We start from the raw sequence: 25,037 nt of genomic DNA, 5'->3' as shown, positions 1-25,037 counted from the left end.
CACTGCACGCGGGCGCCGCTCGTACTGTGTTTCGGGCGCCGTCTCGGTCCTGCCAAGCGGGGTATCACGCCCTGTTAATTCGACCGTGGGATCGCCTTTAACGAGATCTGCGGCGCGCGGGCGGTCAACCAGGATGCGTTGCGTCGCCGCGCTAACGGCCATGGCCCCTGCCCTACCTATGGAGCAGCCCCGCCAATTTCCTGCTCGTAAAGCAAGAGCGCCGCATCTGCTACAACGTCGGCGAGCACGCGCTTGCGTGCCGGATCCGCGTCACGAAGAGCATAGAGTCTCGCAGCGGTCTCGGGATCTACCCTCACGTTGATCGCGATATTGCGATTGCCGGTTACGCGTGGCGGCCGTTGGAATGTCCCGGCTTGGGGACGCTCTTGAGGCACGGGCGCCGCTACAGGCGGGGCAGCTACAGCTGGGACAGCCGGACGCGACGGAAAGCCCGCCCCGTCGCTTATCTCGCGTAGCTTGGCTGGATCCTTGTTCGAGGGCGTATCATCGAACTCCGAGAGATCGAGCCGGGACCGGGTCATGCTGCCTCCTTCACGGCACGCGCCTTACGCAGCCTTGCGATCACCGCTGCCGCGTAGGCCTCGGCGTTCTCGAGCGCTGCCTTCATGTTACCGACGCCTTTGTCGTTGATGGTGCGAAGCGTTCCACCAGCGGCGAACATCGCGCGATAGGCCTCGCGATTGTAGATCATGACCGGAAGGACTGGAATCTCAGCATCGTTGAACTGCTCCGCGATGTCCTTCTGATTGTTAGAGCGCAGCGCCGGCGGGATTTGGCTGAACAGGATCGCATAATCGATCTCGGTCCTGGTGCCGCGCGCCGTCTGCTTGACGAGCTTGATAGCGCGGGCAGCCTGGGTGGCATCCAGATGCGACCCCTTGCAAGGAATGATCACCAGATCGCTTTGCGCGATTGCGAACGTGACGGTCGCGGTCGCCGCGCCTTCGAGGTCAACGAGTGTGAAGCGCGCCTCCGACGCGCCCCTCTCGATTTCATCGATGATCGCGTTTTCGTCGCGGCACCCGACGACAGTTATCGCATCCGGTCGCCCCGGTAACTGGCCCCAGTCGACCAGCGGAAGGTTCGGGTCAGCATCGATAAGGCGTACGGTACCCCCCGCCTCTGCCAACTCTCCGGCGAGCAACAATGTCGCGGTGGTCTTGCCCACCCCGCCTTTCGGCGACACGAAGCTGATGACTGGCATGCTGCTCTCCCGTTGCGGCCAGGTTGCTACCATGTAGCAGCCAGCGTTCATGAAGCGGCTATATCGCAACCTAACAGCGAGCGTCTAGCGACTTTGACGCAATCTAACAGCGAGCAGCTTGCGGTATAGTTGCGATTTGATCGCAACTATACCGCGAGTTGCTAGCATATTTATCGCGAGACAGTTGCAGCTGAGATGCGACAATGTTGCGTTTAACAAGCGACGTGATCGCGATCTGGTTGGTAGCCGGTTGCTGCCTGCTACCAACCAGCGATACGCGCTCCTGCGATAACGTCGAGACGCGGTTGTAAAGCCGTGAGAGGCAAGGGCACTAACTGTGTATGACCATGCTACGTCATAGCCGTTGGGTTGCTACCCGAACGCAATCCGCGATCAGGTCGCTACAATATCGCTAGTTGGTTGCTACCAGGCAGCTACCATACGAAATTACAATTCCCCTTAGTTCGCGTGTCACCAAAGCAATTGATGGATTCACAGTGCCAAGCCACAAATCGACAAAAGATTGAGACGCCGAACGCGACAAACGCGATCGGCGTTCACCAAAGCGCAAAATGGCGAAATCGATCGTGAAGTACCCACGGCCCGATCTCGTTCGACACGACCTGCACCACACCAGATACAACGACGCTCAAGACGAAGACCCAATCCTCTAATCGGGCGGCCGAGGCCGCCCGGACGATGCTCATTCCTCCCAGAGCGGCTTGAGCTTGCGAGTTCGCTTTACTGCGGGGAGGGGTGCCCGCTCGGGCATCCCGTGTGCTGCGATCTCCGTTCGGATGTTTGCAAGTTCAGCGAGCCATGCCTGGGTGCGTGCGGTTTGGACGTGCATGTGAACCTCCGTCTGTTCGTTGAGACGGATGCCGGCTGACGATCGGGTGGGGTCAGGGTCACAGGACCGCGCAGCGGCCGCGCAAGCGGGGCGTGGGGGTGCCGATATTGTCGTGGTCGTAGCGAAGCGAAGGCCGCGTCAAAATCGGGGGAACCGCGCATCCTTGACGCTGGCTCCGCCCCGTCGTCACGATGGACAGAGTCGACGAGAGAGCCTTTCCGACGTTGGCAGGGCAGGGGAGGCGGCGACCCACGCGACGGTCTTGCCTCCCACGCGCTCGGTTGCGCTCATCGCAGGGCGTTGAGTGGGGAGGGGGTCTCGACATTCGCGATCCGATCCTCTCGGCAGAACGAAGAGCCCCGACGCCATCACGCCGGGGCGGTGCATCATCGTTCGTCGACGCGCATGATCGTCAGGACGCGCGTGGTCTTGAAAGGATCTGCCGGATCCTCCGAGCCCGCGCTCAGGTCGTGATTGTAATAGTCGATCTTCCAGTAGCAGTCGGCGCCTTCAAACCGGAACCGGCCCAGATCGTGCTCGCCGTACGGGTCGATCGCTTCGTCGAAGGCAGCGAAGTCGCGAACCGCGCGGAGCAGCTCCGCCCGCTTGCGGAAGTTTCGGAAGAGGCTGACGTCGCCTATCAGGTCTGCGATCCCGCTGGTCATCACGACACGGTTGTTGCCCGGGGCGGTGAGATGCTCGCGCAGCCAGTCGTTGAGGCGGGCGATCTCCGCTGCGCCACCCTTGGCGTGGTTCGATTGAGGCGTTTGCTCGGCCATGATGGTCTCCTACCATTGACCCCGACGATCGGGGCCTTTCGACAGGCGACAGGACGGTCGGGGCATAGATCGCTCGCGCACCCGTAGGGTCGCAACGGAGTGGAGAAGCCCGCTGGCGGGCTTGCGCGGGGGATCGCCCCGGCCAGGACGTACGAGCCCGAAATGCCGCGCGGATCGTCGACACGGGGAGACCTCACGTCGAGGCTGATGCTGGACGACCACGCCGATCGCGGCGTATCGATCGATCATGGAAACGGCTGCCAACATCGTTGCCCTGTGGCCCCGCTGGATGGAGAGCGCTGGCGATATGCTCCGGATGAAGGCGTTGGTTCGGACCCGATGCTGCAAATGTGGGACGCTGATGCGGGCCGAGCTAGACGATATCGTGGCACGCCACGGCTACGATTATTCGCTCGTCGACAAACTGGAGCGCTGCCGGATGGTCGAGTGCGAAGGGTCTACCTTCTATTTGGCGTCGCGAACCTATGGCCGGGAATGGGTGACGCTCCTGCGCGACCGGCGGCTGATGAAGGCGTTCGAGGAACTGCCGCCTGTCCGGACGGCGTGGAGCTGATTGCCCGCCTTCGGAAGAGATACCGTCTGAATTTGAATTCCGCACCCAAGCGGTGGGTAGAAGGGGGCAGAAGCCTTCTGTCCAGCAGGGCTGCCGTGCTCGCGTAGCCGGGCCGGGGCGGGCTCGATGCCCGCTCCGCCGCCTTCACGGCTGAAGCGCGGGGAGGGGAGGGGGCCTGAGCCCCCCGACGTCTCAGGCGAAAGGGTCGTATTCGTTGACGATCGTGAGCGAGCTGTCGTGATCTTCGGCGGTGATGACGGCGTACCCTGTGCCGACGGCGATGACCATGGTTGCCACCATCAAGGTTCTTGCGAGGCTCGGTCTCGGCGAGATTGGTGCGGGGCGAGCGGCTTTCGACGCGCTGGCGGCCGTGGGCGTCCATGATGACGCGCCGGCTGCGCCCCGTCACCTCGGCAACCGCGTCGGTGCCGAAATGCCCGATGATATGGTCAAGCGCGGACCCGACGATCGGCAGCGCGCAGAGCTGCTCGAGGAGATTGTCGCGCATCTTAAGCGCCTCCTGGCTGAAGACGGGGCGGCCGTCCTCGTCCGACATCGGTTCGGAACGCGTTTTGCCGGTCTCGTCGACAAAAGTCTTCATCTGTCGGACCGGGAAGGCGGCCGTGAGGTACGACATGAGAAACTCCCTCGGCGAAAGTTCAATGTCGAGATTGGCGCGTTCCTCGACCGAAAGAGCCGCCAGCGCCCGGTTGAGCATCGCCTCGGACGTCGAGACGAGCTGAATGACGACGCTCTCGCCGCGGGCGAGATCGGCCCGGATCGCGGGAACGAGCGAGGGCAGCTTCATGCCGATCAGGAGTTGGCAGAAGAACCGCTGTTTGGTGGACTCGAAGATCGACAGTGCAGCCGCCTTGGCGCCGCTGTTGTAGGTGTCGTTCGAGAAGCTGTCCGTGACGCGGGTCGCGTCGAGCGCGGCGCGAAGGTTGCTGTGGATGATCGCCCAGGCGTCGGCGTAGGCGTCGTACACCTCGATCTGGTCGACGGTCAGCTTGTGTTCGAGGATGTCGTACTCGACACCGGCGAAGCTCAGCGCCCGCGAGACGTAGAGCCCCTGCATTTTCAGGTCGCGCGCGATAAGCTCCAGCGCGGCGATCCCGCCCCGGCGCAGGGAGTCGACGAAGGTCCGGCGATCGGCGAATGCCGTGCCCGGACCCCACAGGCCAAGCCGCGTGGCATAGGCCAGATTGTTGACGTCGGATGCGCCGGTCGCGGACACGTAGAGGACGCGGGCGCGCGGCAGGAGGTTCTGGAGACGGACGCCGGCGATGCCCTGGTCGGAGCCTTGTTTGGTGCCGAAACTACCTTCGCCTCCTGCGACACCGGCCATCTCGTGCGCCTCGTCGAACACTATCATGCCGTCATAGTCGTCGCCGACCCATTCGAAGATCTGCTGGAGCCGCGTGCCCTTGTCGCCGCGGTTGAAGCGCAGCGTCGCATAGGTCAGGAACAGCACGCCTTCGACCGCGGCGATCGGCGTGCCGAGTTTCCACTGGTTGAGGTGCTGGATGTCGAGCGCGAGACCGCCAACTGCGGTCCAGTCGCGACGCGCATCTTCGAGCAACGTCTCGGTCTTGGAGACCCAGATGTGCTTGCGGCGTCCGCGCAGCCACTGGTCGAGGATGATCGCGGCGACCTGGCGGCCCTTGCCAGCGCCGGTGCCGTCACCGAGGAAGAAGCCGGTCCGGTACGGACGGCCATCCTCCGACGGCGCGATCGAGAGCCCTTCCTCGACAGGTTTGAACAGGCCGGGGATGTCGCGCTCGAAGGCGTCGCCGGCATAGATCAGCGTCTCGAGCTGCGCGTCGGAGAGCGTCTTCGCATCGACGACCGCGTGCGGGAGCGTGGGGACGTAGGTCGGCCGCGGCGCGGTGATCGAGCCCATGGCGATCGATTCCACTAGCGCGGTTGGGTGCGCCGATGCACAGCCGATCGCGATGCGGCTTGGCCGATAGGGCAGGTACACACCGACAGACTCGCCGGTCGGCAGTGGCTCGGCGAACACGGTATAATCGATCGGGGTCGCGGTCTGCGACCGCGCGGCTTTGCGGGTGGTGCGCTCAAGCGCGGTTTGCTTGCCAAGCCGCCAAGAAGCGAGCTGCGCCCGCTCGGGCGGGCGAGCAACGAGGCCGTGCGCGGGACAGGCCCGGACATAGGTGGAGCGGCCTTTGCGGCGATCGCCGGGAGCGCATCGGCGAGCGTCGCGCAGCGGATCAGCTCGGCAGGCGTGCCGGTCCCCTTTTCCAGCACCATAATCTTCACGGTCTGGCTGGTGCCATGCTTCGCATAGGCGTTCGCCGGCAGTTCGAGGTGCAGCGTCAGCGTGCAGCCCTCGGTCGCCTTGGCCCAGGCGCGGCTCGACGTGTCGACGCGATCGGGCAGGATGGCGGCGCAGCGACCTCCGGCGCCGAGACACATCAAGGCGCTGCGAAGATGCCGGAAAGCTGCAAGCGGATCGGCATGGCGACCGATGCTGCGCGAGAAGGGAGGATTGATGAGGACGGCCGTGGGCCGGATCGTTGGTTCGAGTAGATCGTGGATCAGCTCCCCGTCGTGGCGCGTGACAGCGACGCCCGGAAAGGCGGCTGCGAGCATCTCGGCGCGGGCCGGATCGATCTCGTTGAGGACTAGGCGCGCACCGGCGCGATGCGCGAAGGCGGCGAGCAGGCCGGTGCCGGCAGAGGGTTCGAGGACCAGATCCGTGGCGGCGAGCCTGCCAGCGAGCGCAGCGAGATAGGCAATCGGGGCAGGGGTCGAGAACTGCTGAAGCTCGATCTGCTCTTCGCTGCGGACGGTATGCGTCGGCAGGCAGGCGACCAACTCGGTCAGCGCGGCAAGGCAATCGCTCGGCGCGGCGGGAAGGTCGGCTTTCGCCAGGTACATGACCTCGGCGAGTTCGAGCATGTCGTAGGCGTCGCGAAGCGACCAGCGACCATCGGCTGAGGAACCGCCATAGGCTTGCTCCATGACCCAAAGCATCGTGTCGCGCTGGAGCGATCCGTTCCTCGCAATGGTGTCAGCGACCGCCTTGGCGGCCGTGATCGAGGGTTCGGTGAACTCGAGTTCAAGAGCTGCGGCTGAAGTACGCATCGAGGGCCTCCGGTTTTATCGCCCGGTAGTCATCACCGGATCAACAAGCCGAAGGCTCCCTCTCCTCTGAACGCCTTTTGCATGACGAGGCATCGCTACCGCGAAGCAAGCTCCCCGAGCCGACCGCAACGGGCCGGCCGCTGTTAGTCGAGCAGCATGTCAGGCCTTTATGTCGATATCAGGCGGCCAACGCTGCCCGACCGCCCGTTGACCGATCCTTGGGCTTCATCACGACGACCGTCTCGGGCTTCCCGACCCGTCGGCCTAGTTTATCTCGCGCAGGGACTTCCGGAATAACTTCCCGCACTTCGATTGAGTAGCTGGGCATTTTATTCTCGGCTGCGATCTTCTTCAGCTGACTTTTTAACGTGCGGAGCGGCGACGTGGAGCCGATCTTCGCACCCAACATTTCCAGAGGCATTTCATATTCTTCATCACGACAATAGCAGTGCGCCAATTCATAAAGGCGTCGCTCAATCGAGCCGAGACGGAAGTAATCGTTGTGATAGTCGTAGATACGGCTGTCACGCGAGACCGCGCGGACGAGCCAGTCACAGAGCTGGACGCGGACCGGCATGAGTTGATCGACGCCGCTCGCCGTTTCGCGAGTGGTCGCCTGCGCTTCCGCGAACCAAGAGAAGAAGCCCTTCGTCCCCACGGTGCCAGTTTTGATGTTCGTCCGGATCTGCGTGCCCTGCAAACGACCGAGCGCTTCGATGAAGCGATCGTAATCACGCTTCGATGGGCGTCCGACGCCGGTCGCCCGGAAGAAGTCGTGTGCATTGAAGGTGAAGACGTTCTGTACTTCCCCCGGTCCGACCAATATGCTGTACCATCAGCGACAGGACGTAGATCAGGACCTCTTTATCCCACATCGTCGCGATACCGCTCGAACTGGGCTTGATCTCGATTTTGACGCCGTCCATCTCGTAGGTCATCGCCTCCATCTGAGGCCGCTTCGCTAACGAGAACAGTGGGAAGTCCATGATACTCTGCTCGCCACGGACTTTGCCGTGCAGCGGGCTGTCGAGATAGTCGAACAGCTTACCCTGGGTGAGAGCGACTTCTCGCGAGATCCATCGTCGGGGCTCCCACCAGCTTCACTCTGCAAAGCCGCTTATAGCGGATCGGCCGCAAACCTGCAGTCGGATAAGCGACCGCGTTATCGATAGCACGAGGATTTGGAGCGATTTAGCCGGTAAATCGGGGTGTGTTTCACTTTTCGGTAGGTGCGGGCCACCGCAAACTCGGTCGGGACTCGTGCTATCGGTAACGCCGTGAAAACCGTTCAAAGACCAGGTGTGCAGTACGAGGGCCAAGCCTATGAAAAGATGACGAGATCCCGTCATCGTAGTCCGGTTCCCCGGGAAACCAACCGCGACATTAGGCTCCCGATCGGCGTTGCATCGGTCCCATCGGACATCCCCCGCATGGCGACCGCGCGGCTCGTGTCCTTGAGGCCGTGGAGCGTCCGCCCAAGGTTCAATTCGCCCTTGTCAGCTTTGCTGCTCATTCCGCGAAGATACGCGCCGGGCCGCTGAACCTCGCCGCGCCGGTATTTCTGGATGGTGGCGAAGACCGACGCAGCAGCACCTCGCTGGCCCATGATGCGACAGGCTTCCTTAAACGCGTGATTGCTGATCCCCGACTGGCCGGCAAGCCGCTCCGCGGTGGCGACGACCTCACCCCACGATCCATCGCGGTAGAGCAAACCGGAACAGAGCTCCGGCGCGATCGACATGATGAACCCCGGATCGACACCGTGTTTCTCCAGATCGTCGTCGACGGCAGTTTGAGGTTGAGAGGGGAGGGCGTCCCCATTTCCACTACTCTTTTCCGCCAAGCCACTACGGGTATCTGCGTTAGCAGATTGGAGTTGGTTTGTAGTTGTAGAGTGCATGTCTTCAGTGCCATCCCAGCATGAACTAACCTCCTGGTCACTACCCATATTCGAGAGGGCGATCTTGGCCGAAACAGCCCCGGCTAGACGACGCGCACGCTCTTCGATCTGCTCCACACAGGCCGTCAGGAGGCCGGCATCGCGGACGCAACGCATCTGGTCGGTGGCCATCAACGCCAACGCGAGATCGTCACCCGCCTTCAAATCGTGAAGATCGGCGTCGAATGCCGTTTGGGCCAGAGCCCTGATATTCCTTCGGGCAGCGGCAAGGCGCTTGCGGAGCACTGTCAGTGCCGCGTCCTCTGCGGCTCCCTTGGCCGCGCGGGCAGCAAATTCTTGAAGCCTGGTGCCGATCGGAGCGAGGACGATGCCGTAGCCCCACGTGATGAAGCCGTCGGCTCCGCGGCGTCCACCACGATGACCGTTCGGACTATCCCGAAAGCTGACCAGACCGAAGGCTTGTGCCTGGTTCAAGAGCTTCTGAACCTGTCGAACGGTTACGCCCAGCTTTTGCGCGAGCAGGTCGTTCGATGGCCAAACGACGGGAATTTGTCCACCCTGCCAGTCCTGGGGCTTCGTCCAGGCAAACAGGAGATCGATGACGGAGACCACGCGCAGGGGGACGCCCATATAAGGAGCCGCCCGTTTGAGCGCCGCAAGCGCGTTGGAAGGTGCCATTCCGGTCTCGAGCCCGCAAAATTCGTCGACAAGCTTCGTCGCCCTGGCGGCATGTTCGTCAAACCGGCGAAGTCCCCGGCCGGGGCTATGGGCAGCAGCCATTGTTCGTTCTCCCTGGGAGGGGAGCCCGTGCAGATAAAGCGACACCGTGGCGCCACGGCCGGCGCTTTGGGGTAGCAATATGAAAGGGAGCCAGCTAAGTGAGGGTTCTCACATCCGCCCTAGCAGGCGTCCCGAAAAGCCCGGCCTCGTGCCGGGTTTTTCATGTCCGCACAGCGTCCCCCTTGATCGTTGTGGCGCCCGCCCGGGTGGACGGCGGCGGTCAGCGTTGAGCCGATCCACAACGTCGATTGTTAAGCATCGCTGGCGGGTCGGTCGTGCGCGATGAATCGTGCTATCGGTAACGGAGCGGGCAATAATCACGTGCTATCGGTAACGAAGCGTCGACCTCCGCTCGTGCTATCGATAACGCCGTGCTGCCGAGGCACGTGCTATCGGTAACGCCGTCGCTGTCTTGCTCGTGCTTTCGGTAACGGCGTGAGAACCGGGCGATTCGGCTGTCTCACGCGACATGTAGCGCAGAAGGAAAGCATCCTCCTCAGCGCCGCGCCGGATAGGCGTGGCAGGAAAGTTGCAGTTAAGGCCGCGAGGGACTGCAAGTTCAGGCTCGGAATTGGCTGACCTCGTCTGTCCAAGCGGTAGATCGAATAGTACTTGTTCGGGCGTTCGATATGTCACTGCGACCGAAAGAACGGAGTCTAGTGGGACCTGTAGCCATCGTCAGCCCGATCTCCGATCCTGGATTCGGGACTCGGCGATCTGAAGATCGAGCCACTGCTCCGAAGCAGCAAGAAGGGGAGTGAGCGTGCCGACGATCAGGCGGCGTCCGTCATCGGGATCCGTTTGTCTGACTATGTATCCAAGCGCCTCGAGATGCTCGATGTGGCGCAAAGCGGTGGTCGTCGAGCCTCCGCTCAGCTTACAAAGCTGGGACACCGCGATGCGGCGCCGCTCGCATGTGGCCACGTAAAGCTCCAGAATCATGTCCCAGCTCGGATCATAGAAGCGGACGCCGTTGAAGTGGGTCGCCCGCCGACGCCGGCCTACCAACACCGCCCTGGCCTCGGCAAGCCTGCGCTCGGACAGGTCTCTCGCGTCTGGCGGCATAGACAGCAAAGTGTCCTCGATCGCCTTGCGCGGCAGCCGCACGACGACGTCGATCAGGTCGTCTCCTTCAGATGCTGCACCCATAATCGTCTTGATCCGTTTCGGATGTGGGGCTCGGCGTTCGCCGGCAAGCGGAAGGTGCCGAGCGCAAGCGCGCCGAGCGCGAGGTAGGCGTAGATCCCAAGCCCGGTGTGGTAGGCAAAGAGCGGCACGCGGGGCAGCAGGGCGCCGAAGATGCTCATGAAGAGGTCGGCGACTGCGAAACCGGCCGCCCAGATGGGCCAGAAGCGGATTGTAGTAACACCGAGCCAATAGAACCCGCCCGCTACAGCGAGATCTATCAGCAACGTGACCGTTTCCGCAGGCGCGAAATAGGATACATCCAGCAGCCGAAGGGCGGTCGTCACGACCGAAGCTGCAAGATTTATAGCCGCTCCGACACGCTCAGGTCGCCCGCCCTTCAGTGCGGCATAACCACAAATGAGCAGCAGCGTGACGTCGAACAGCAGAGCCAAAATAATCTGCAGCGACATCACTTCTCCTTGGCGGTTCGCCCCTAAATTGGAAGGCTCTCAAACTCAGGCAAAGTAGCCATTGCGGGCTTCGGTGCGCCTTCTCCCCAGTTCGTCTCGGTCAGCCCTAGCTGTCGGCCGACCTTTTCGATCGAGAGATGGGCTCGTATCGTCATGTGATCCTGACCTTCTATGAGGGAGGCCAGAGCTGCGACGGTAGCTTTGACGGTCCGCTGCGTCATCGCGGGAGCTACGCGGTGCGCCTCCGTCGCATCCAGCGTCGTGAGAAGAAACTGCGCAGTATCGCGCGCGGCAAGGTTGATCGATCGCTCCGCTTTACGCAACTCATCGGCGATGATCCGGCTCGTGTTCGAAAGTGCTTGCATTACGCCTCCTTGGGCGTCCGGCGCCCATTACAGTGTTTTCAGCCCGAGCAGGAGAAGCAGCGTTACAATCGCCATGCCGGCCGCAGTCAGGCCCAAGGGGGTCACGATCGAGATGATCGCGGTCCAGAAGGCAACCTGCTTCCAGGTGAGCATATTCGCTGCCGCCCCAGCGGTCGGCAACGGGAGGGGAAGCGGGAAAGTTGGCGGCGCGGAAGGTAGGTCGTTTGCAGGGGGTAAAGGCTCTACCCCTCCGTCGTGATCCGCCAGGAGCCGCGCGGCGTCAAAACGGGTCGGTACGCCGAGGATATTATTAGCCTTTAACAAGTGCTTATCGACCGCCCGGTGGCTGCTACCCGTGGCCGCCGCAATCTCCTTCGAGTTGCGGTTCTGAAGCACAAGGCGAAGATAAGACCGTTGACGATCGGTCAGGCGGGCAATGCGATCCGGTGCGCTTACGACTGAGGTGGCAGCCGCGAGCGTCTGTTCGGCAGGGGGCGAGCCCGGTTCGTTTGTCAGCATGCTCTTGAAATTACTCGCATCGCGGAATGATTCGGCTCCATATCAGGGATAACTCCTGACGAGCCCGGTCGATCAAATCCACATCACAAATGGGTTCAAGGCGGCGCGCGAACGCGGTGAACAGGTCACGTTTCAGCGCCCGCGACGCTTCGCCGAGTTCTCACTTTCGAAGCAGGCTTATCCAAAGCGCACCTCGGCGATCAACTGCGGCCGCCACTCAGCATGACCGGCAGGACTAGTGAACAGACGGAAATTTGCCGACGGTTGCCGCGGTGTCGTTCAAGCGTGAGGCCCAAAAGGAAAGGATCTGTCCCTCAGCAGGGCAGTCTTCGGCTGTATAAGCGGCAAACTCGGACAGGGTGCGAGCGAGGTCGACAGCTGTAATTATGCGTTCGCGTTCCAGTATCGTGGCCAGAAGTGCCAGCCAGTCGCCATGTGCCTGAACCAGCGCTTCGATCTGAAGCTTTCCCGAACCGCTGCCGGACAAACCCTGTGGAGGGCTCTGGCGCTGGCGGAACTTCGTAAACAAACTTTTGATCAAGGACATGGCGCGCGTTCCATCAACCGCCCGTAGCCGGGACGGTTGAACACGCGGGAACACTGGTAACCACGCCCCACGTATTCCCCGCACCGACAAGCGGTAGCAAGGTCTTGTATTTCGCGGGCCGCCCGACGGAAGTCGGGGACCCAGCATTCGACCGCACTTGCGGGCCAAGGATGGTGTTCAAGCCATGCCCAAGCGACACCGCTATGGCACAAGGCTCAGGCGAAAACACGCTGTCATTGCAACTCAAAGCAGACGCAGCATTCTGGACGCTGGCGTAGCGCTCGTCGCCAGATTGACATGCCGCAGGGCGGATTAGGCGCGCGCGCCGCCCGATGACGGCTAGGGAGATCGGTGTCCGTCGCCGCGCTTCACCCGCACCTTCGTGGGGCAATCTGGCAAGGTGACACCTCGCGCAGCCTGGGCTAACTGCCGGAAGTGCACGCCATCCGGCATCTTCTCGCGCAACGCCATCTTGCCGTGCTGATCTGCGCGGCGACGCTGCTGCTAAAGCTGCTCGTGCCGACCGGCTATATGATCGACAGCGATCATGGACGGATCGCCATCACCATCTGCTCGGGCACCGGGCCGGCGACGATGGCGATGGAGATGCCGGGAATGCACGGGGACATGCCCGATCACGGCAAATCAAAGGATCACGGCAAGGCGGAGATGCCATGCGCCTTCTCCGGCCTGTCAGCCGCAATGACCGGCGCCATCGATCCGATCCAGCTCGCTGCACTCATCGCGTTCGTCCTCGCGATCGGAATGTCGCCAATCGTCCTGCCGACACCGGCACGGCGGATCTATCTGCGCCCGCCGCTGCGTGGACCGCCCGCCTTCCTCTGACCGATCGACGCTGCCCCAAGTGGGCAGCCCACGCATCTTAAGGTCCGGCACCGGCGTGTGCCGTGCCGGTCGAAGGCATATCCATGATCCGATCTTACCTGCTAGCAGGGGCGTGCTTGTCATGCCTCCCGCTGGCCGCCCCCGCATCCGCCCAAGAAGCGGCACCTGACCAGACACCCACGCCGACTGTCTCCGAGCCTCAGAGTGCCGCTAGTGGGCAAGGCGGCGACATCATCGTCACCGCGCTCAAACGCTCGCAAGCGCTTCAGGACGTACCGGCGAGCGTTACTACCTTGTCCGCCGACCTGCTCCGCCACCTCAATGCGCAGGACTTCTCGCGCGTTGCGGACTCGGTGCCGGGCGTCGCCTTTGCGACCACTGGCCCCGGAAACTCGCAATACATTATCCGTGGAATCGGCGGGGTCGGCTTCGTCCAATCGCCGACGACAGGCGTCTATCTCGATGAAACCCCGCTCCAGACGCGGGCGCTGCGCGGCTTTTCTCAGCCCGACCCTCAGCTCTTTGATGTTGCACGTGTCGAGGTGCTGCGGGGACCACAGGGCGTGCTGTTCGGATCGTCGAACATGGGTGGCCTGGTCCGCATCATCACCAACCAGCCCGATGAATCCAAGGTCGCCGCGACGGGGCAGGCGAGCGTCGCGAGTGTCACCGATGGTGGCACGAGCTGGAACACGAAGGCGATGCTCAACCTGCCGATCGTTGCCGATACGCTGGCGCTGCGCGTCTCCGGCGGTATCGACCGCCAGGGCGGTTGGATCGACGATCTACGGCCGACCACGGGCGACCTGACCGAGAACGCCGGAACGTCGGCGGTGCACAAGGACGTCAACTGGACGCGTACCAGCACGATCCGGGGGCGCTCCGCTGGAACGCCACACCAACGCTCACGATCACGCCGTCGTTCGTCTGGCAGGACGGCTACAGCAACGCCGACCGGCCCCATAGCGATGTGACCTTCGGAAAGCGGGCGCGCCTGAAGGCGCGCTATGCGGACACGTTCGCGAAAGACGAGTTCATCATCGGTTCGCTGCTGGTGGAAAACCGGTTCGACGCGCTGGGCGGGTTCACCCTCTCGTCGAACTCCTCCTACCTCGACCGGCGCAACCGTCTGTCGTTCGACGTCACCGCGTTCGACTCCCCGATCGTCGAGGAGATCGTCGGCCCCGGGCCGGGGGGCAAGCTCTTCCCGACCCCGCTCATGGACTTCGGGCGCACGAAGCAGTTCACGCAAGAGATCCGGGCCGTGTCGGACGGCTCCGGTCGCCTGCAATATGTCGTCGGCGCCTATTACCGCGACCTGCATCAGGATTCCGGCCGTACCATCACGGTCGCCGACCTGTTCGGCGTAACGGCACCGCTGCCGCTCGGTGCCAGCAACCCGCCCGTCATCCAAGACACTACGGTGCGCTTCCACGAGAGTGAGATCGCGGCATTCGGCGAGCTGACCTATGCCGTCCTGCCGAAGGTGAAGGTGGCGGCCGGCGCTCGCGTCTTCTCCTACCGTCAGCGCGAGGCGAGCCGGCGATACGGCATCGGCGGTATCACTGGCGGCGATCTCGCCTACGACTATGACGAGCGCAACCGCGAGCACGGTGTCACGCCACGCTTCACGTTGAGCTACGAACCGAGCCGCGCCGCGACCCTCTATGCCAGCTACTCGCAGGGCTTCCGCACCGGCGGCGTCAACGCGCCGATCACCGACGATATCTGCTCGGCTGCCGAACGGCGTACGGCCGGAATCCCCGATGTGCCGCCCCCTTACGACAGCGATCGAACCGACAATTACGAGGTGGGTGCGAAGACCAGGCTGTGGGGCGGGCGGCTGCGGATCAACGCCGCGGCCTATGCGATCGAATGGAAAAATTATCAGCAGGCGTTCCAGACTGCGTGTGGGATCAACAACGCGACGACCATCTCGTTCACGGTCAATGCCGGCAGGGTCCGCAGTCGGGGCGGGGAGCTGGAAGTTTCTCTCTCGCCTGTCCGTGGGCTCGATCTCTCCGCAGGCGGGGCGTTCATCGATGCGACCTATCGCAACGCCGTCCCCAACCTCCTGCTGCCGGCTGGGTCGCGCGTGCTCGACGTGCCGCGCTGGACGTGGAACGCGCGGGGCAATTACGACGCTCCGCTCGGGCTCGGACTGACGGGCAATCTGTTCGCGGCAGCGCGCCATGTTGGCGCAACCAACAGCGGCTTCGGCGAAGGCGAGGTGTTGCCGCGTCCGGCCTACACGCTGGTCGATGCGACTGCCGGCATCCGACGGGGCGGCATCGCGATCGACCTGTTTGTCACCAACCTGTTCGATGTCGTGCCGGTCTTTGGCCAGGAGTTCACCACCTCGCCCGGCAACACGACGGCGACCAGCTACTTCTCCTATCTCGTCGGCCCGCCACGAACGGTCGGCATTCGCGTGAGTAAGGCACTGTGATGGGCAAGACTTCAGCATTCGTCCGCCGGTCGAGCCGGACCTTCATGATCGCCGCTTTAGGGTCAGGACTCATTGGTCATAGCCAGAAGATGACGGTGGCCGCGAGCGCGACGGCAGAGAAGAAGACGGTTGGGCAGCGGTCATAGCGAGTGGCGACGCGGCGCCAGTCCTTCAGACGGCCGAACATGATCTCGATGCGGCTGCGGCGCCGGTAGCGGCGCTTGTCGTATCTGACCGGCTCGTTGCGCGATCTGCGGCCCGGGATGCAGGGCTGGATGCCCTTGGCTTCCAGGGCGTCCCTGAACCAATCGGCGTCATAACCACGGTCGCCAAGCAGCCACTGTGCTTTCGGCAGATCGTCCAGCAGAGCCGCCGCGCCGGTGTAATCACTGACCTGCCCGGCGGTCATGAAGAAGCTCAAGGGCCGCCCGTCCGCATCGCTGACGGCGTGCAGTTTGGTGTTCATGCCGCCTTTCGTGCGGCCGATCAGGCGGCCGAGATCCCCTTTTTACCCGCAGACTCGATGCCGTGCGGTGTGCCTTCAGGTAGGTCGCGTCGATCATCACCGTTTTCGGTACGGCTTCCGCTGCCGCGAGCCCCTCCATCATCATGCGCAAGAAGACTCCCTCTCGCCCCACCGCTTCCAGCGATTGTAGAGCGTCTTGTGCGGCCCATAGTCCTTCGGCGCATCACACCAGCGCAGCCCGTTGCGGTTGACGAAAACGATGCCGCTGAGCACCCGCCGGTCATCGACGCGAGGCTTGCCATGGCTCTTGGGAAAGAACGGCTGCAGACGCGCCATCTGCTCATCCGTCAGCCAGTACAGGTCGCTCATCCACGCTCTCCTCACGGAGCCTGAATCAGATCGCGTCTCCCACATCAATGGATCCTGACCCTAGCAACCCTCATTTCAGGCAAGGCCGTATTACCACAGGCGCACGACACCGATATTTATCTCGCCGGACTCGCGATCCTGCTGACGAGCGTTTACCTGGGTGGTTTGATCTTCCGCCCGAATCGGAACATCCTTGGTATGGGTGTGGACTCGCTCGCCGTGCTTATTCTTTATGCGATCGGGACGGTGGGCTTGTTCGTGATCGCGCTTGGCGAAAAAGCCGCATGAACTGATGTCCCTGGACGCGATCAAGACGTCACATCTAACCCGTCACTGGAGCCGGGGGGCGTTGCTGACTTCATTCTCGTAACCGAGATGATCGAAGATGACCGATAGACCCTGTCCAGCGTCGAGCTGCCACGTCATTTGCTCTGGAAATGTCGGTCACCGAGCGTTTCTAATTTATGGAGATGTTGCAGCATTTCACGCCCCGGTTAGCATCTGGCGAGGAAGCTGCGGTTGCACTCGTAATCGCGCAGGCGCCGCGGTCGGGGCGCCTGCGCGATCTCAGGCCTTGTTCGTCCATTGGGGTGCGCGCGAGCCGGGCGAAAATCGACGCGGGTACGCATGCACGACGCGAAGGAGGAGATTCGCATCAAGCTCGGACGGTGGCTCTCGATCGAGTTCGCGGCTGATCCTGCGCACGAGCTTGGATTCAAAATGGTCACGTGGATCGCAGCGATAGAGTTTGTCCACGACTTCCACGATCTCGGTGCCGGGTAGAGGGGTTACAACGAGGACCACGAGATATACGGATTCCGCAAGCCCAACTAAACGCAGCTCCACTCCCCAATTCAGTGAACTCGTAAAAGACTATCGACCGTAACGCTTCGATCAGGGCCGTCGGATTTAGCCACGCTGGTCGGTCCCAGCTTATTGCGGTAGGCTTCCGCGAGTTGGTAGTGCACTGACATGGCCTCGCGCGTCGCTGCCTCCTCAGCGCGTTGAATTTCAACTTGGACCCGGTGCTCATAGTAAGAACGGTCATTCGCAAACATAGAATTCTCCGGAACTTTGGAAGCTATCAGGGGGGCCGCTCCTATTTCGTACGAGCACCGTCACGCTCTCAAGCTGGCAACAACACATCGGTGCGGACCTACCCTGACCCACGACCCTTTTCGCCGTTCCTACCGCTCAGGGCCGTCATAGCCGCGCGCAACAAAACGCGTCGGGCGGCGAAGCTCGCGGGCGCAGATTGCGATCCAAAGCGTAGGGCGAGCCCTTCCCGCCAGAGCCGCGACGCTACTAAGTGGATCTCGTCGCGCGTTGGGTAGCGTTCCTGGCCGATGCAGGCTGTGATTGCGGGATAGGACCACGGCGACTGCGCAGATTGTGGCGGTATGACCACCTCGCTCGTCTCTGGCTCGACGAGTTGCGGGCGCGTGCTGTTCGAAGCCTGCCGACGTTGCTTGCGCCAAGCGCGTCCCGCGAACCAGAGGGGTACCGCAGCGACGACTGCGAAGGTCAGTGTCATGTTCAGAAATTGGCTTTTCGGGAACTCTCCCGCGAAGGCGAGCAAGAGCAAGATCAGAACGACTGATACTCCCAATTCCGGATGCAGTACGAGCCGAAACGCGTACCACAGAAACCAGCAAAGCAGCACGGCTGCGGCCAAACTACCTACGGTGAGGCCGATCGCTTCAAGCACCATGAGAATCAACTGCATCTCGCCGACTCCTTGTATGCGATTTATATCGCATTGCGATACATATTGCAACTAGAGCGGCCTGTGGCTTCGATTAATCCACGCGGGCGAGCAGTTCGGTCAGCATCGGCCGAAGCCGCACGATTTCCTCACGATGCGTCTTTGATAGCTGTCGCAGGAGGGTTTGCGCCTTCTGCGTAAGTTCGAGCAGGGCCTGTCGTCCGTCGTCGGGGGATGGCCGACGTGTGACCAGACCAAGCGTCTCCAGACGATCGACCAGGCCGGTCGCGCTGTGCGGCTTCAAAGCAAGACGCTCGGCGACGTAGCCAACGCTGACGTTCGCATGCGTAGCCCCCCGAATGGCGAGCATCGCTTGGTGTTGCTGGGGCGTCAGGCCGCAGCTTGCCGCGCCACGTTCGCTGAACACCAGAAACTGCCGAAGCGCATACCGAAAATCCGCGAGCGCCGCATAGTCGGCGTCAATCAACTCATCACCATCGATCATCGTTCAAATCCTAACCGTTGAACTATATCGTGTCGCGATATAGTGGTCGCCGTTCTCAAACCGGCGAGTGTGCATGACGGCTTCCACCATCAATATCCCAAAAGCCAAGCGGCTTGCCGATCATAGCGCCGACTGGCGGATGATCATGCTCGCAGGAGCCGCTGTCGTGGTCGGCACCGGCGCTGCGTTCGGGGCTTGGGTCCTGCTAAAGCTGATAGCGCTCGCCACCAACCTCTTCTGGTTCGGCAGGATATCGGCCGCGCCTGCTGAAATCGCGAATGCGCATGTCGGTTTGGCGGTCGTCGCGATACCCGTCATCGGCAGTGTGATGATCGGCCTGATGGCGCGTTTCGGCTCGGAGAAGATCAAGGGACACGGTATTCCGGAAGCCATCGAAGCCATTCTTTACGGCGAAAGCCGCCTGTCGCTCAAGGTTGCGATCCTCAAGCCGCTATCCTCAGCGATTTCAATCGGGAGCGGCGGCCCGTTTGGCGCCGAAGGTCCGATCATCATGACCGGGGGCGCGATCGGATCGCTTTTCGCGCAATGCTTCCACCTGAGCGCGGCCGAACGAAAGACTTTGCTGGTCGCCGGTGCCGCGGCGGGCATGACCGGCATCTTCGGCACACCGATCGCGGCGATCCTGCTGGCGATCGAGGTCCTCCTGTTCGAGTGGAAGCCGCGCAGCTTCGTGCCGGTCGTCGTCGGGACGCTCGTGGCGTTTGCCTGGCGACCCATGCTCCTGGGGGCCGGGCCACTGTTTCCGTTCGCCGTTGCCCCCGTGCAGGCGTGGTGGCCGACTGAAGGCTTGGCCCTCGGCATGGGTGCTCTGGTCGGTCTCGAGGCGGCGCTGCTGTCAGCGTTGCTCTACCGTGTCGAGGACGCGTTCCACCGCTTGCCCGTGCACTGGATGTGGTGGCCGGCGCTCGGCGGTATCATCGTCGGGATCGGGGGGCTAATCGATGCTCGCGTTCTCGGCGCGGGCTACGCCAACATCCAGGCGTTGCTCGATGGATCATTGGCGGTGCGGGTCATCCTGGCACTGCTCGTCGTAAAGGCAATCGTGTGGCTGGTCGCGCTCGGGTCGGGAACGTCGGGCGGTGTTCTCGCACCCCTGCTAATCATGGGAGGCGCTTTGGGTGCCCTACTGGGGCAGTTTCTTCCCGGGTCGGTAGGCTTCTGGGCGATGGTTGGCATGGCCGGCATGATGAGCGGTGCCATGCGCGCACCGCTTACCGGCGCACTGTTCGCGGTTGAACTGACCGGTCACTTCGACGCCTTGCCGGCTACGATCGCAGCGGCAACCGGGGCCTATGCGATTAGTGTCCTGATCATGCGCCGGTCGATCCTGACGGAAAAGATCGCCCGGCGCGGCCGTCATATTCTTCAGGAATATACCGTTGATCCGCACGAGTTCCTGCAAGCCGAGCAGGTGATGACACCCGATCCTGCCGTGCTGTCGGGTGCCATGTCGATCAAGGATGCGGTCGCCTTTTTCGGTGACGCCGCAACGCACCGGACCTATCCCGTGGTGGACGATGGCGGACATCTGGTCGCGATGGTGTCGCGATCCGATGCTCTGCGCTGGCAGGTAGAAGGCGATTTACCCGATACCTCACTCGCCGAGACGCTGTCCGATTCATCGCAAGCGATCGCTTATCCTCACTCGCCGATCGGCGAAGTGGCTGATCTGATGGTCGAGAGCGGGGTTGGGCGTATCCCCATTGTCGAGGCCGGCACAAATCGCGTTATCGGCATCCTCTCGCGCCATGATCTGCTCAAGGTCCGGAGCGCCCGCAAGCGCGCAGAGATCGACCGAACCTAAGAAGACTATCGCGATGGGTATTGCTGATAGAAGGCATACCGATCGGAGCGGATGATCTGAGAAATGAAGCTGTCTTTGCCATTTGTACCTATCCTCGCCGGTGCTACCCTGCGTGACCGGCTTCTCGCGTGCATCGGCGCGTTGATCGGCGTTGCGCTGACGAGCCTAGTGAGCGCGACGGCCCTGCACGGGTGGGCACCGCTCCCGTTGCTGGTGGCGCCTGTCGGCGCGTCCGCGGTGCTGGTCTTCGCCGTACCGGCGAGCCCATTGGCACAGCCCTGGTCGGTCGTGGGCGGTAACGTCGTCTCGGCACTGGTTGGCGTGACTGCGGCTTACTTCGTGCCTATACCGTATTTGGCGGTCGGGGTTGCCGTGGGCGGAGCGATCCTCGCCATGTCGCTGCTCCGCTGCCTGCATCCGCCCGGCGGGGCTGCCGCCCTAACGGCCGTGATCGGGGGCCCTGCGGTGCTAGGCGCCGGTTACGCTTTCCCGTTCGTGCCCGTCGGGATCAACTCGCTTATCCTTATCGTGACCGGCATCGCGTTCCACAGGGCCTCCGGACATTCCTATCCGCACCGCCCGATCCCGATCGTGGGTCACGAACTTGCGGCGTCCGGATTGGGCATGCCGCATCCCGAAGACATCGACCTTGCGCTCACAGACCTCGGCGAGACGTTCGATGTGAGCCGGGACGATCTTGACCTGCTGTTTCGGCGCGTTGAGTTCCACGCATCCATGCGCGCGGCAAGACCAACCGGGACAAAGGGCGAAATTAGATGAATACCACGGGGAGCACGCTCTCGGACCGACAGGCGATCTGGGCTTTTGTGCTGGGATGTCTGGCAGTCACGGCGGGCGTAGCCACGCACCTACCGATGTTCGCGATGGGGCAACAGATGCACTATCGTTTGGCCGGCATGCCGATGACCAGCTCGATGGTCGTGGGCATGGTTCTCATCGTCGGGGGGCTTTTCGTGGCCGCTTATGGTCTTTTGCCTCGCAACCTGAGCGCGCATCGCACGTCCACCGCCGACATCGTCGTCGCAGCGCCCGAAGATGCGCAGCTTGGCGCAGCCCATTTCGGCCTTATGGCCATCCTCGTGATCGCGCTCGTGGTGGACGTGATGAAGCCCGCTGCACTCGGGTTCGCGATCCCCGGCATGACGAGCGAGTACGGCGTATCGAAAGCAACGGCGTCGCTCGTCGCATTCTTTGCGCTCGTCGGGACTGTGGTAGGCTCGGTGGTGTGGGGATTCCTAGCCGACATCTATGGGCGCAAGGCGACCATCCTGCTTTCCGCTGTGTTCTTCGTCGGCACCGCGATTTGCGGCGCCATGCCTAGCCTCGCCTGGAATATCGGCATGTGCTTCATGATGGGGGCCGCGGCCGGAGGCATGCTGCCGGTGACCTATGCCCTGCTCGCCGAGATGATGCCGACCCGCCACCGGGGCTGGGCATTGGTGCTGGTTGGCGGTCTGGGCGCAGTCGGCGGTTACTTCGCCGCAAGTGGGGCATCAGCCCTTTGGCAGGGCACCTTCAGTTGGCGCATCCTGTTTCTCCTCAACCTGCCGACCGGCCTGCTGTTGGTTGTGCTTGGCAACTTCATTCCTGAATCGGCAAAGTTCTTAATCGCACGCGGTCGAATAGCGGAAGCCGAGACAGTCATGCGACGGTTTGGCGCGACCGCGCGGAAGGTGACCACATCGTCGCAGTCCCCGCGCCCCAGTCACCGGCCGCTCACTGGTTTTCCCTCTGGAGCAAGCTAGTGGCGCTCAGCCTGGCAGCGTTGTGTTGGGGATTGATCAATTTCGGGCTGCTTCTTTGGTTGCCGGGCGACCTGCAGGAAAAGGGCTATTCGGTTACCGTCGCCAGCACGCTGCTGGCAAAGTCGGCACTCATCTCCTTCCCGACGGTCTTCCTGTGCGCGTTCCTCTATAGTCGCTGGAGCACGAAGTGGTCGCTCGTGACGATGATCGCGATCACGATGGTGGGATTGGGGTTGGTGATCCATCTGGAGCTCGCGGGACATGGCAGCCCGGTTTTGCCGGTATCCCTTCTCATTGTCGGATCGAACGGCATACTCGCCATCCTGCTACCCTATGCGGCGGAGAGTTTCCCGTTGAACGTGCGGGGCAGAGCAACGGGATGGGTGGCCGCTTGCACAAAGGCGGGTGGAGTCGGTGCCCAAGGGCTCGCTATCACTGCGCTTGTGCCGAGCGTGGGTTCGGCAGCCGTTGCGATCATGCTGCCTACCGCTCTTGCGTTGGCACTGATCGCTCGGTTTGGTCGTGAAACCCGGGGCACCGACCTGCGCGACCTAGACGGTTAGAGCGGTCCATTCGAGCATGGCTCCCTATCCAAGGATCATGTGATTGTGAAGGTAATCGAGTCAGCGAAGACAGCATAGTCAGCTGTCAAATGATGCCCATCAATCATCATTTTACGTGCTAGCCGTTGAATAATATCGCGTTACGACATAGAAGGCCATCATTCCGAAACGGCGGTTCTGTATGGCAACTTCCAGCATCAGTATCCGGGAATTTAGGCGGCTTGCCGATCGCGCCGACTGGCGATCATCATGCTCGCCAACGCGGCGCTCGCTGTCGGCACATACGCATCATTCGACACTAGGATTCTCCCAGTGCTTATCGCGTCTGCTGCCAACCTGTTCTGGTTTGGAGGCGGGTCGGCCGCACCTGCTGAAATCGCGGATCCAAACGTCGGCCTTACTATGGTCGATCTATCTGTCGGTGGCAGTATGATGATCAGCCTGACGGCGCTTTTCAGCTTGAAGAAGATTCGCGGAAAGCGTCGCCTCGGGACCTACACATCCTTGTACTTACCGGCATCCAGAAAGCCTTTAACGGACGGGAGAAGACCATGAACGACGACGAAGACGGCACGACCCACTATTCCGGCTCCTCCGGAGGATTCGGCTCGATTAAGGGGATGGCAAAAGTCTTCGCTCGGGAATTGTCGTCGCCCGGAACGCTCGACACGTTGCGCCGTCAGAACAAGCCGGAGGGCTATATGTGCTCGTCCTGTGCATGGGGCAAGCCCGCGAAGCCGCATGCCTTCGAGTTCTGCGAGAATGGCGCCAAGGCCACAATCTGGGACCTGACCCGTGATCGGTGCACACCCGATTTCTTTGCTGCGCATACGCTTGCGGAGCTGCGCGAGTTGCCTGACTTCGACTTGGAGATGGAGGGGCGCCTGACGGCGCCAATGCGCTACGACGCTGCCAGCGACCGTTATCTCCAGTGCACGTGGGACGAGGCATTCGCGGGAATTGCTGCGGAGCTCCAGCAGCTCGATCCCAAATCGGTGGTGTTCTACGCCTCGGGGAAGGCATCGCTGGAAACCAGTTACCTCTACGCGCTGCTGGCTCGCGCCTACGGTAACAACAATCTGCCTGACAGCTCGAACATGTGCCACGAAACCACGTCTGTTGCACTGAAAAAGGTAACGGGCTCACCCGTCGGCACCTGCGTACTCGAAGACTTTGATCACTGTGACGCAATATTCTATTTCGGGCAGAACCCGGGGACTAATAGCCCGCGCTTCCTCCATCCGCTTCAAGAGGCGGTAAAGCGCGGCTGCAAGATCATCGTGTTCAATCCGGTAAAAGAGGTTGGGCTGATGCGGTTCATCAACCCGCAAAACCCGGTCCAGATGCTATCGCAAAAGCCAACCGAGCTCGCCCACATGTACCTGCAGGTACGCCCCGGCGGCGATATCGCGGCGATCATGGGCGTCGTGAAGCGCGTTTTGGAGCGCGACGACCAAGCACTCGCGTCGGGCAAGCCCAGCATACTCGATCCGAGCTTCATCCAGCAGCATACTTCAGGCTGGGAGGCGTTCCGGGACAAGGCCCGAGCGACTGAATGGGCAGACATCGAGGAGCATTCTGGGCTGAAGCGTGCTGACCTTGAAGAGGCGGGGGACGTTTACGTCGAAGCTGAAAAGGTGATCTCGGTCTACGGGATGGGGCTAACCCAGCATGTCCACGGCTCCCAAAGCATTCAGACGATGGTCAATCTGATGCTGATGCGCGGTAATATCGGCAAGCAGGGCGCTGGAGTAAGTCCCGTACGCGGCCACTCGAACGTACAGGGTCAGCGAACCGTGGGGATTTCCGAAAAGCCCGAACTGGTTCCACTGGACAAGATCGCGTCGCAGTTCGGCTTTGAGCCCCCGCGTGACAAGGGCCTGACCACCGTCGATGCCTGCGAAGGGATCAAAGATGGATCCGTACAGGGCTTCCTTAGCCTGGGCGGTAATCTGGTCCGCGCCGTGCCCGATCGCGACGCGATGGAGCCAGCGTGGCGTAGGCTGGCGCTCACCGTCTTCGTTGCGACCAAGCTCAACCGCAGCCACCTCATCCACGGCAAGGTCTCGTTCCTGCTCCCCTGCCTCGCGCGTTCCGAGGAGGACATCCAAGCAAGTGGTCCGCAAGCGGTGTCAATCGAGGACAGTTTCAGCCACATCTACGGGTCGCGTGGCAAGCGGTTGCCCGCCGCCGAGACGCTGAAGTCCGAACTTGCGATCGTTGCCGGCATCGCCAAGGCACTGCTGCCCCACAATCCGAAGATGCGTTGGGATGATTGGACCGACGACTACGCATTGG

At 62.2% G+C, this 25,037-nt stretch carries 24 protein-coding genes and 1 pseudogene; 10 read left to right on the top strand and 15 right to left on the bottom strand.

Translation table 11 applies throughout. The features are described 5' to 3' along the window. Positions 1 to 538 precede the first annotated feature (538 nt). The 12 genes from QP181_RS19320 to QP181_RS19270 form a co-directional block, all read right to left on the bottom strand. The gene (locus tag QP181_RS19320; protein ID WP_333929715.1) at positions 539 to 1,225 is read right to left on the bottom strand and encodes a nucleotide-binding protein; all 687 of its coding nucleotides are present in this window, start codon (positions 1,223 to 1,225) and stop codon (positions 539 to 541) included. A gap of 1,236 nt (positions 1,226 to 2,461) precedes the next feature. After that, positions 2,462 to 2,854 (bottom strand): DUF3768 domain-containing protein, encoded by a 393-nt coding sequence (locus QP181_RS19315; protein ID WP_333929714.1) that lies wholly within the window; start codon positions 2,852 to 2,854, stop codon positions 2,462 to 2,464. A gap of 458 nt (positions 2,855 to 3,312) precedes the next feature. Further along, the gene (locus QP181_RS20175; protein ID WP_443027608.1) at positions 3,313 to 5,451 is read right to left on the bottom strand and encodes a strawberry notch family protein; all 2,139 of its coding nucleotides are present in this window, start codon (positions 5,449 to 5,451) and stop codon (positions 3,313 to 3,315) included. Continuing rightward, positions 5,346 to 6,536 (bottom strand): hypothetical protein, encoded by a 1,191-nt coding sequence (locus QP181_RS20170; RefSeq protein ID WP_443027607.1) that lies wholly within the window; start codon positions 6,534 to 6,536, stop codon positions 5,346 to 5,348. The genes QP181_RS20175 and QP181_RS20170 overlap by 106 nt, the downstream gene beginning before the upstream one ends. Before the next feature lie 178 nt (positions 6,537 to 6,714). Beyond that, positions 6,715 to 7,359, bottom strand: coding sequence for a replication initiator protein A (locus QP181_RS19305; protein WP_333929713.1), 645 nt, complete (start codon positions 7,357 to 7,359; stop codon positions 6,715 to 6,717). Next, positions 7,268 to 7,483, bottom strand: a complete 216-nt coding sequence (locus tag QP181_RS19300) for a replication initiator protein A (protein WP_333929792.1) — start codon at positions 7,481 to 7,483, stop codon at positions 7,268 to 7,270. The genes QP181_RS19305 and QP181_RS19300 overlap by 92 nt, the downstream gene beginning before the upstream one ends. Before the next feature lie 398 nt (positions 7,484 to 7,881). Next, on the bottom strand, positions 7,882 to 9,216 hold the full coding sequence (repC, locus tag QP181_RS19295; RefSeq protein ID WP_333929712.1) for a plasmid replication protein RepC: 1,335 nt from the start codon (positions 9,214 to 9,216) through the stop codon (positions 7,882 to 7,884). 678 nt (positions 9,217 to 9,894) lie between these two features. Beyond that, on the bottom strand, positions 9,895 to 10,365 hold the full coding sequence (locus tag QP181_RS19290) for a MarR family transcriptional regulator (RefSeq protein ID WP_333929711.1): 471 nt from the start codon (positions 10,363 to 10,365) through the stop codon (positions 9,895 to 9,897). Further along, the gene (locus QP181_RS19285) at positions 10,335 to 10,814 is read right to left on the bottom strand and encodes a hypothetical protein (protein ID WP_333929710.1); all 480 of its coding nucleotides are present in this window, start codon (positions 10,812 to 10,814) and stop codon (positions 10,335 to 10,337) included. The genes QP181_RS19290 and QP181_RS19285 overlap by 31 nt, the downstream gene beginning before the upstream one ends. Before the next feature lie 23 nt (positions 10,815 to 10,837). Next, positions 10,838 to 11,179 carry a hypothetical protein gene (locus QP181_RS19280; RefSeq protein ID WP_333929709.1) on the bottom strand — a complete coding sequence of 114 codons (342 nt, stop codon included), beginning with the start codon at positions 11,177 to 11,179 and terminating at the stop codon, positions 10,838 to 10,840. Positions 11,180 to 11,206: 27 nt separating this feature from the next. Further along, positions 11,207 to 11,698, bottom strand: coding sequence for a helix-turn-helix domain-containing protein (locus QP181_RS19275; protein WP_333929708.1), 492 nt, complete (start codon positions 11,696 to 11,698; stop codon positions 11,207 to 11,209). A gap of 235 nt (positions 11,699 to 11,933) precedes the next feature. After that, the gene (locus tag QP181_RS19270) at positions 11,934 to 12,245 is read right to left on the bottom strand and encodes a hypothetical protein (protein WP_333929707.1); all 312 of its coding nucleotides are present in this window, start codon (positions 12,243 to 12,245) and stop codon (positions 11,934 to 11,936) included. Between the two features lie 435 nt (positions 12,246 to 12,680). On the opposite strand from QP181_RS19270, the gene QP181_RS19265 reads away from it, so the two are divergent. The 3 genes from QP181_RS19265 to QP181_RS19255 all read left to right on the top strand — a co-directional run bounded on the left by QP181_RS19265 (position 12,681) and on the right by QP181_RS19255 (position 15,540). Next, positions 12,681 to 13,091 (top strand): DUF2946 family protein, encoded by a 411-nt coding sequence (locus tag QP181_RS19265; RefSeq protein ID WP_333929705.1) that lies wholly within the window; start codon positions 12,681 to 12,683, stop codon positions 13,089 to 13,091. Positions 13,092 to 13,174: 83 nt separating this feature from the next. After that, entirely contained in the window at positions 13,175 to 14,065 is an 891-nt protein-coding gene (locus QP181_RS19260; protein ID WP_333929704.1) for a TonB-dependent receptor plug domain-containing protein, read from the top strand. After that, the gene (locus QP181_RS19255) at positions 14,002 to 15,540 is read left to right on the top strand and encodes a TonB-dependent receptor (protein ID WP_333929791.1); all 1,539 of its coding nucleotides are present in this window, start codon (positions 14,002 to 14,004) and stop codon (positions 15,538 to 15,540) included. The genes QP181_RS19260 and QP181_RS19255 overlap by 64 nt, the downstream gene beginning before the upstream one ends. Positions 15,541 to 15,616: 76 nt before the next feature. On the opposite strand, the pseudogene QP181_RS19250 reads toward QP181_RS19255, so the two are convergent. After that, positions 15,617 to 16,375: pseudogene (locus QP181_RS19250) on the bottom strand (IS5 family transposase). 627 nt (positions 16,376 to 17,002) lie between these two features. On the opposite strand from QP181_RS19250, the gene QP181_RS19245 reads away from it, so the two are divergent. Continuing rightward, on the top strand, positions 17,003 to 17,158 hold the full coding sequence (locus QP181_RS19245; RefSeq protein WP_333929703.1) for a hypothetical protein: 156 nt from the start codon (positions 17,003 to 17,005) through the stop codon (positions 17,156 to 17,158). Positions 17,159 to 17,531: 373 nt separating this feature from the next. Here QP181_RS19245 and QP181_RS19240 read toward each other — a convergent pair whose 3' ends face one another. Together QP181_RS19240 and QP181_RS19235 are read right to left on the bottom strand one after the other, a co-directional pair. Then, positions 17,532 to 18,101, bottom strand: coding sequence for a hypothetical protein (locus tag QP181_RS19240; protein WP_333929702.1), 570 nt, complete (start codon positions 18,099 to 18,101; stop codon positions 17,532 to 17,534). Positions 18,102 to 18,174: 73 nt separating this feature from the next. Then, positions 18,175 to 18,585: a MarR family winged helix-turn-helix transcriptional regulator gene (locus tag QP181_RS19235; protein ID WP_333929701.1), complete on the bottom strand. Its 411-nt coding sequence runs from the start codon at positions 18,583 to 18,585 to the stop codon at positions 18,175 to 18,177. A 73-nt stretch (positions 18,586 to 18,658) separates the two neighbouring features. On the opposite strand from QP181_RS19235, the gene QP181_RS19230 reads away from it, so the two are divergent. From QP181_RS19230 to QP181_RS19205, 6 genes are all read left to right on the top strand, one after another. Beyond that, the gene (locus tag QP181_RS19230; RefSeq protein ID WP_443027606.1) at positions 18,659 to 20,410 is read left to right on the top strand and encodes a chloride channel protein; all 1,752 of its coding nucleotides are present in this window, start codon (positions 18,659 to 18,661) and stop codon (positions 20,408 to 20,410) included. Between the two features lie 63 nt (positions 20,411 to 20,473). Beyond that, complete coding sequence (locus QP181_RS19225; protein WP_333929700.1) at positions 20,474 to 21,190, top strand: HPP family protein; 717 nt, start codon at positions 20,474 to 20,476, stop codon at positions 21,188 to 21,190. 95 nt (positions 21,191 to 21,285) lie between these two features. Next, on the top strand, positions 21,286 to 22,176 hold the full coding sequence (locus QP181_RS19220) for an MFS transporter (protein WP_333929699.1): 891 nt from the start codon (positions 21,286 to 21,288) through the stop codon (positions 22,174 to 22,176). Beyond that, the gene (locus QP181_RS19215; RefSeq protein ID WP_333929789.1) at positions 22,113 to 22,739 is read left to right on the top strand and encodes an MFS transporter; all 627 of its coding nucleotides are present in this window, start codon (positions 22,113 to 22,115) and stop codon (positions 22,737 to 22,739) included. Before QP181_RS19220 ends, QP181_RS19215 begins: the two co-directional genes overlap by 64 nt. A 249-nt stretch (positions 22,740 to 22,988) precedes the next feature. Then, positions 22,989 to 23,294 carry a hypothetical protein gene (locus QP181_RS19210; protein WP_333929698.1) on the top strand — a complete coding sequence of 102 codons (306 nt, stop codon included), beginning with the start codon at positions 22,989 to 22,991 and terminating at the stop codon, positions 23,292 to 23,294. After that, positions 23,291 to 25,037, top strand: a 1,747-nt coding sequence (locus tag QP181_RS19205; protein ID WP_333929697.1) for an FdhF/YdeP family oxidoreductase, incomplete at its 3' end; no start/stop codon positions are given. The genes QP181_RS19210 and QP181_RS19205, both read left to right, overlap by 4 nt.

It is taken from the genome of Sphingomonas sp. LR55 (genome assembly GCF_036856015.1).
Taxonomy (GTDB): domain Bacteria; phylum Pseudomonadota; class Alphaproteobacteria; order Sphingomonadales; family Sphingomonadaceae; genus Sphingomonas.
Note: the sequence above shows the minus strand (reverse complement) of the source record. Positions and strands in the feature narration are given on the sequence as shown.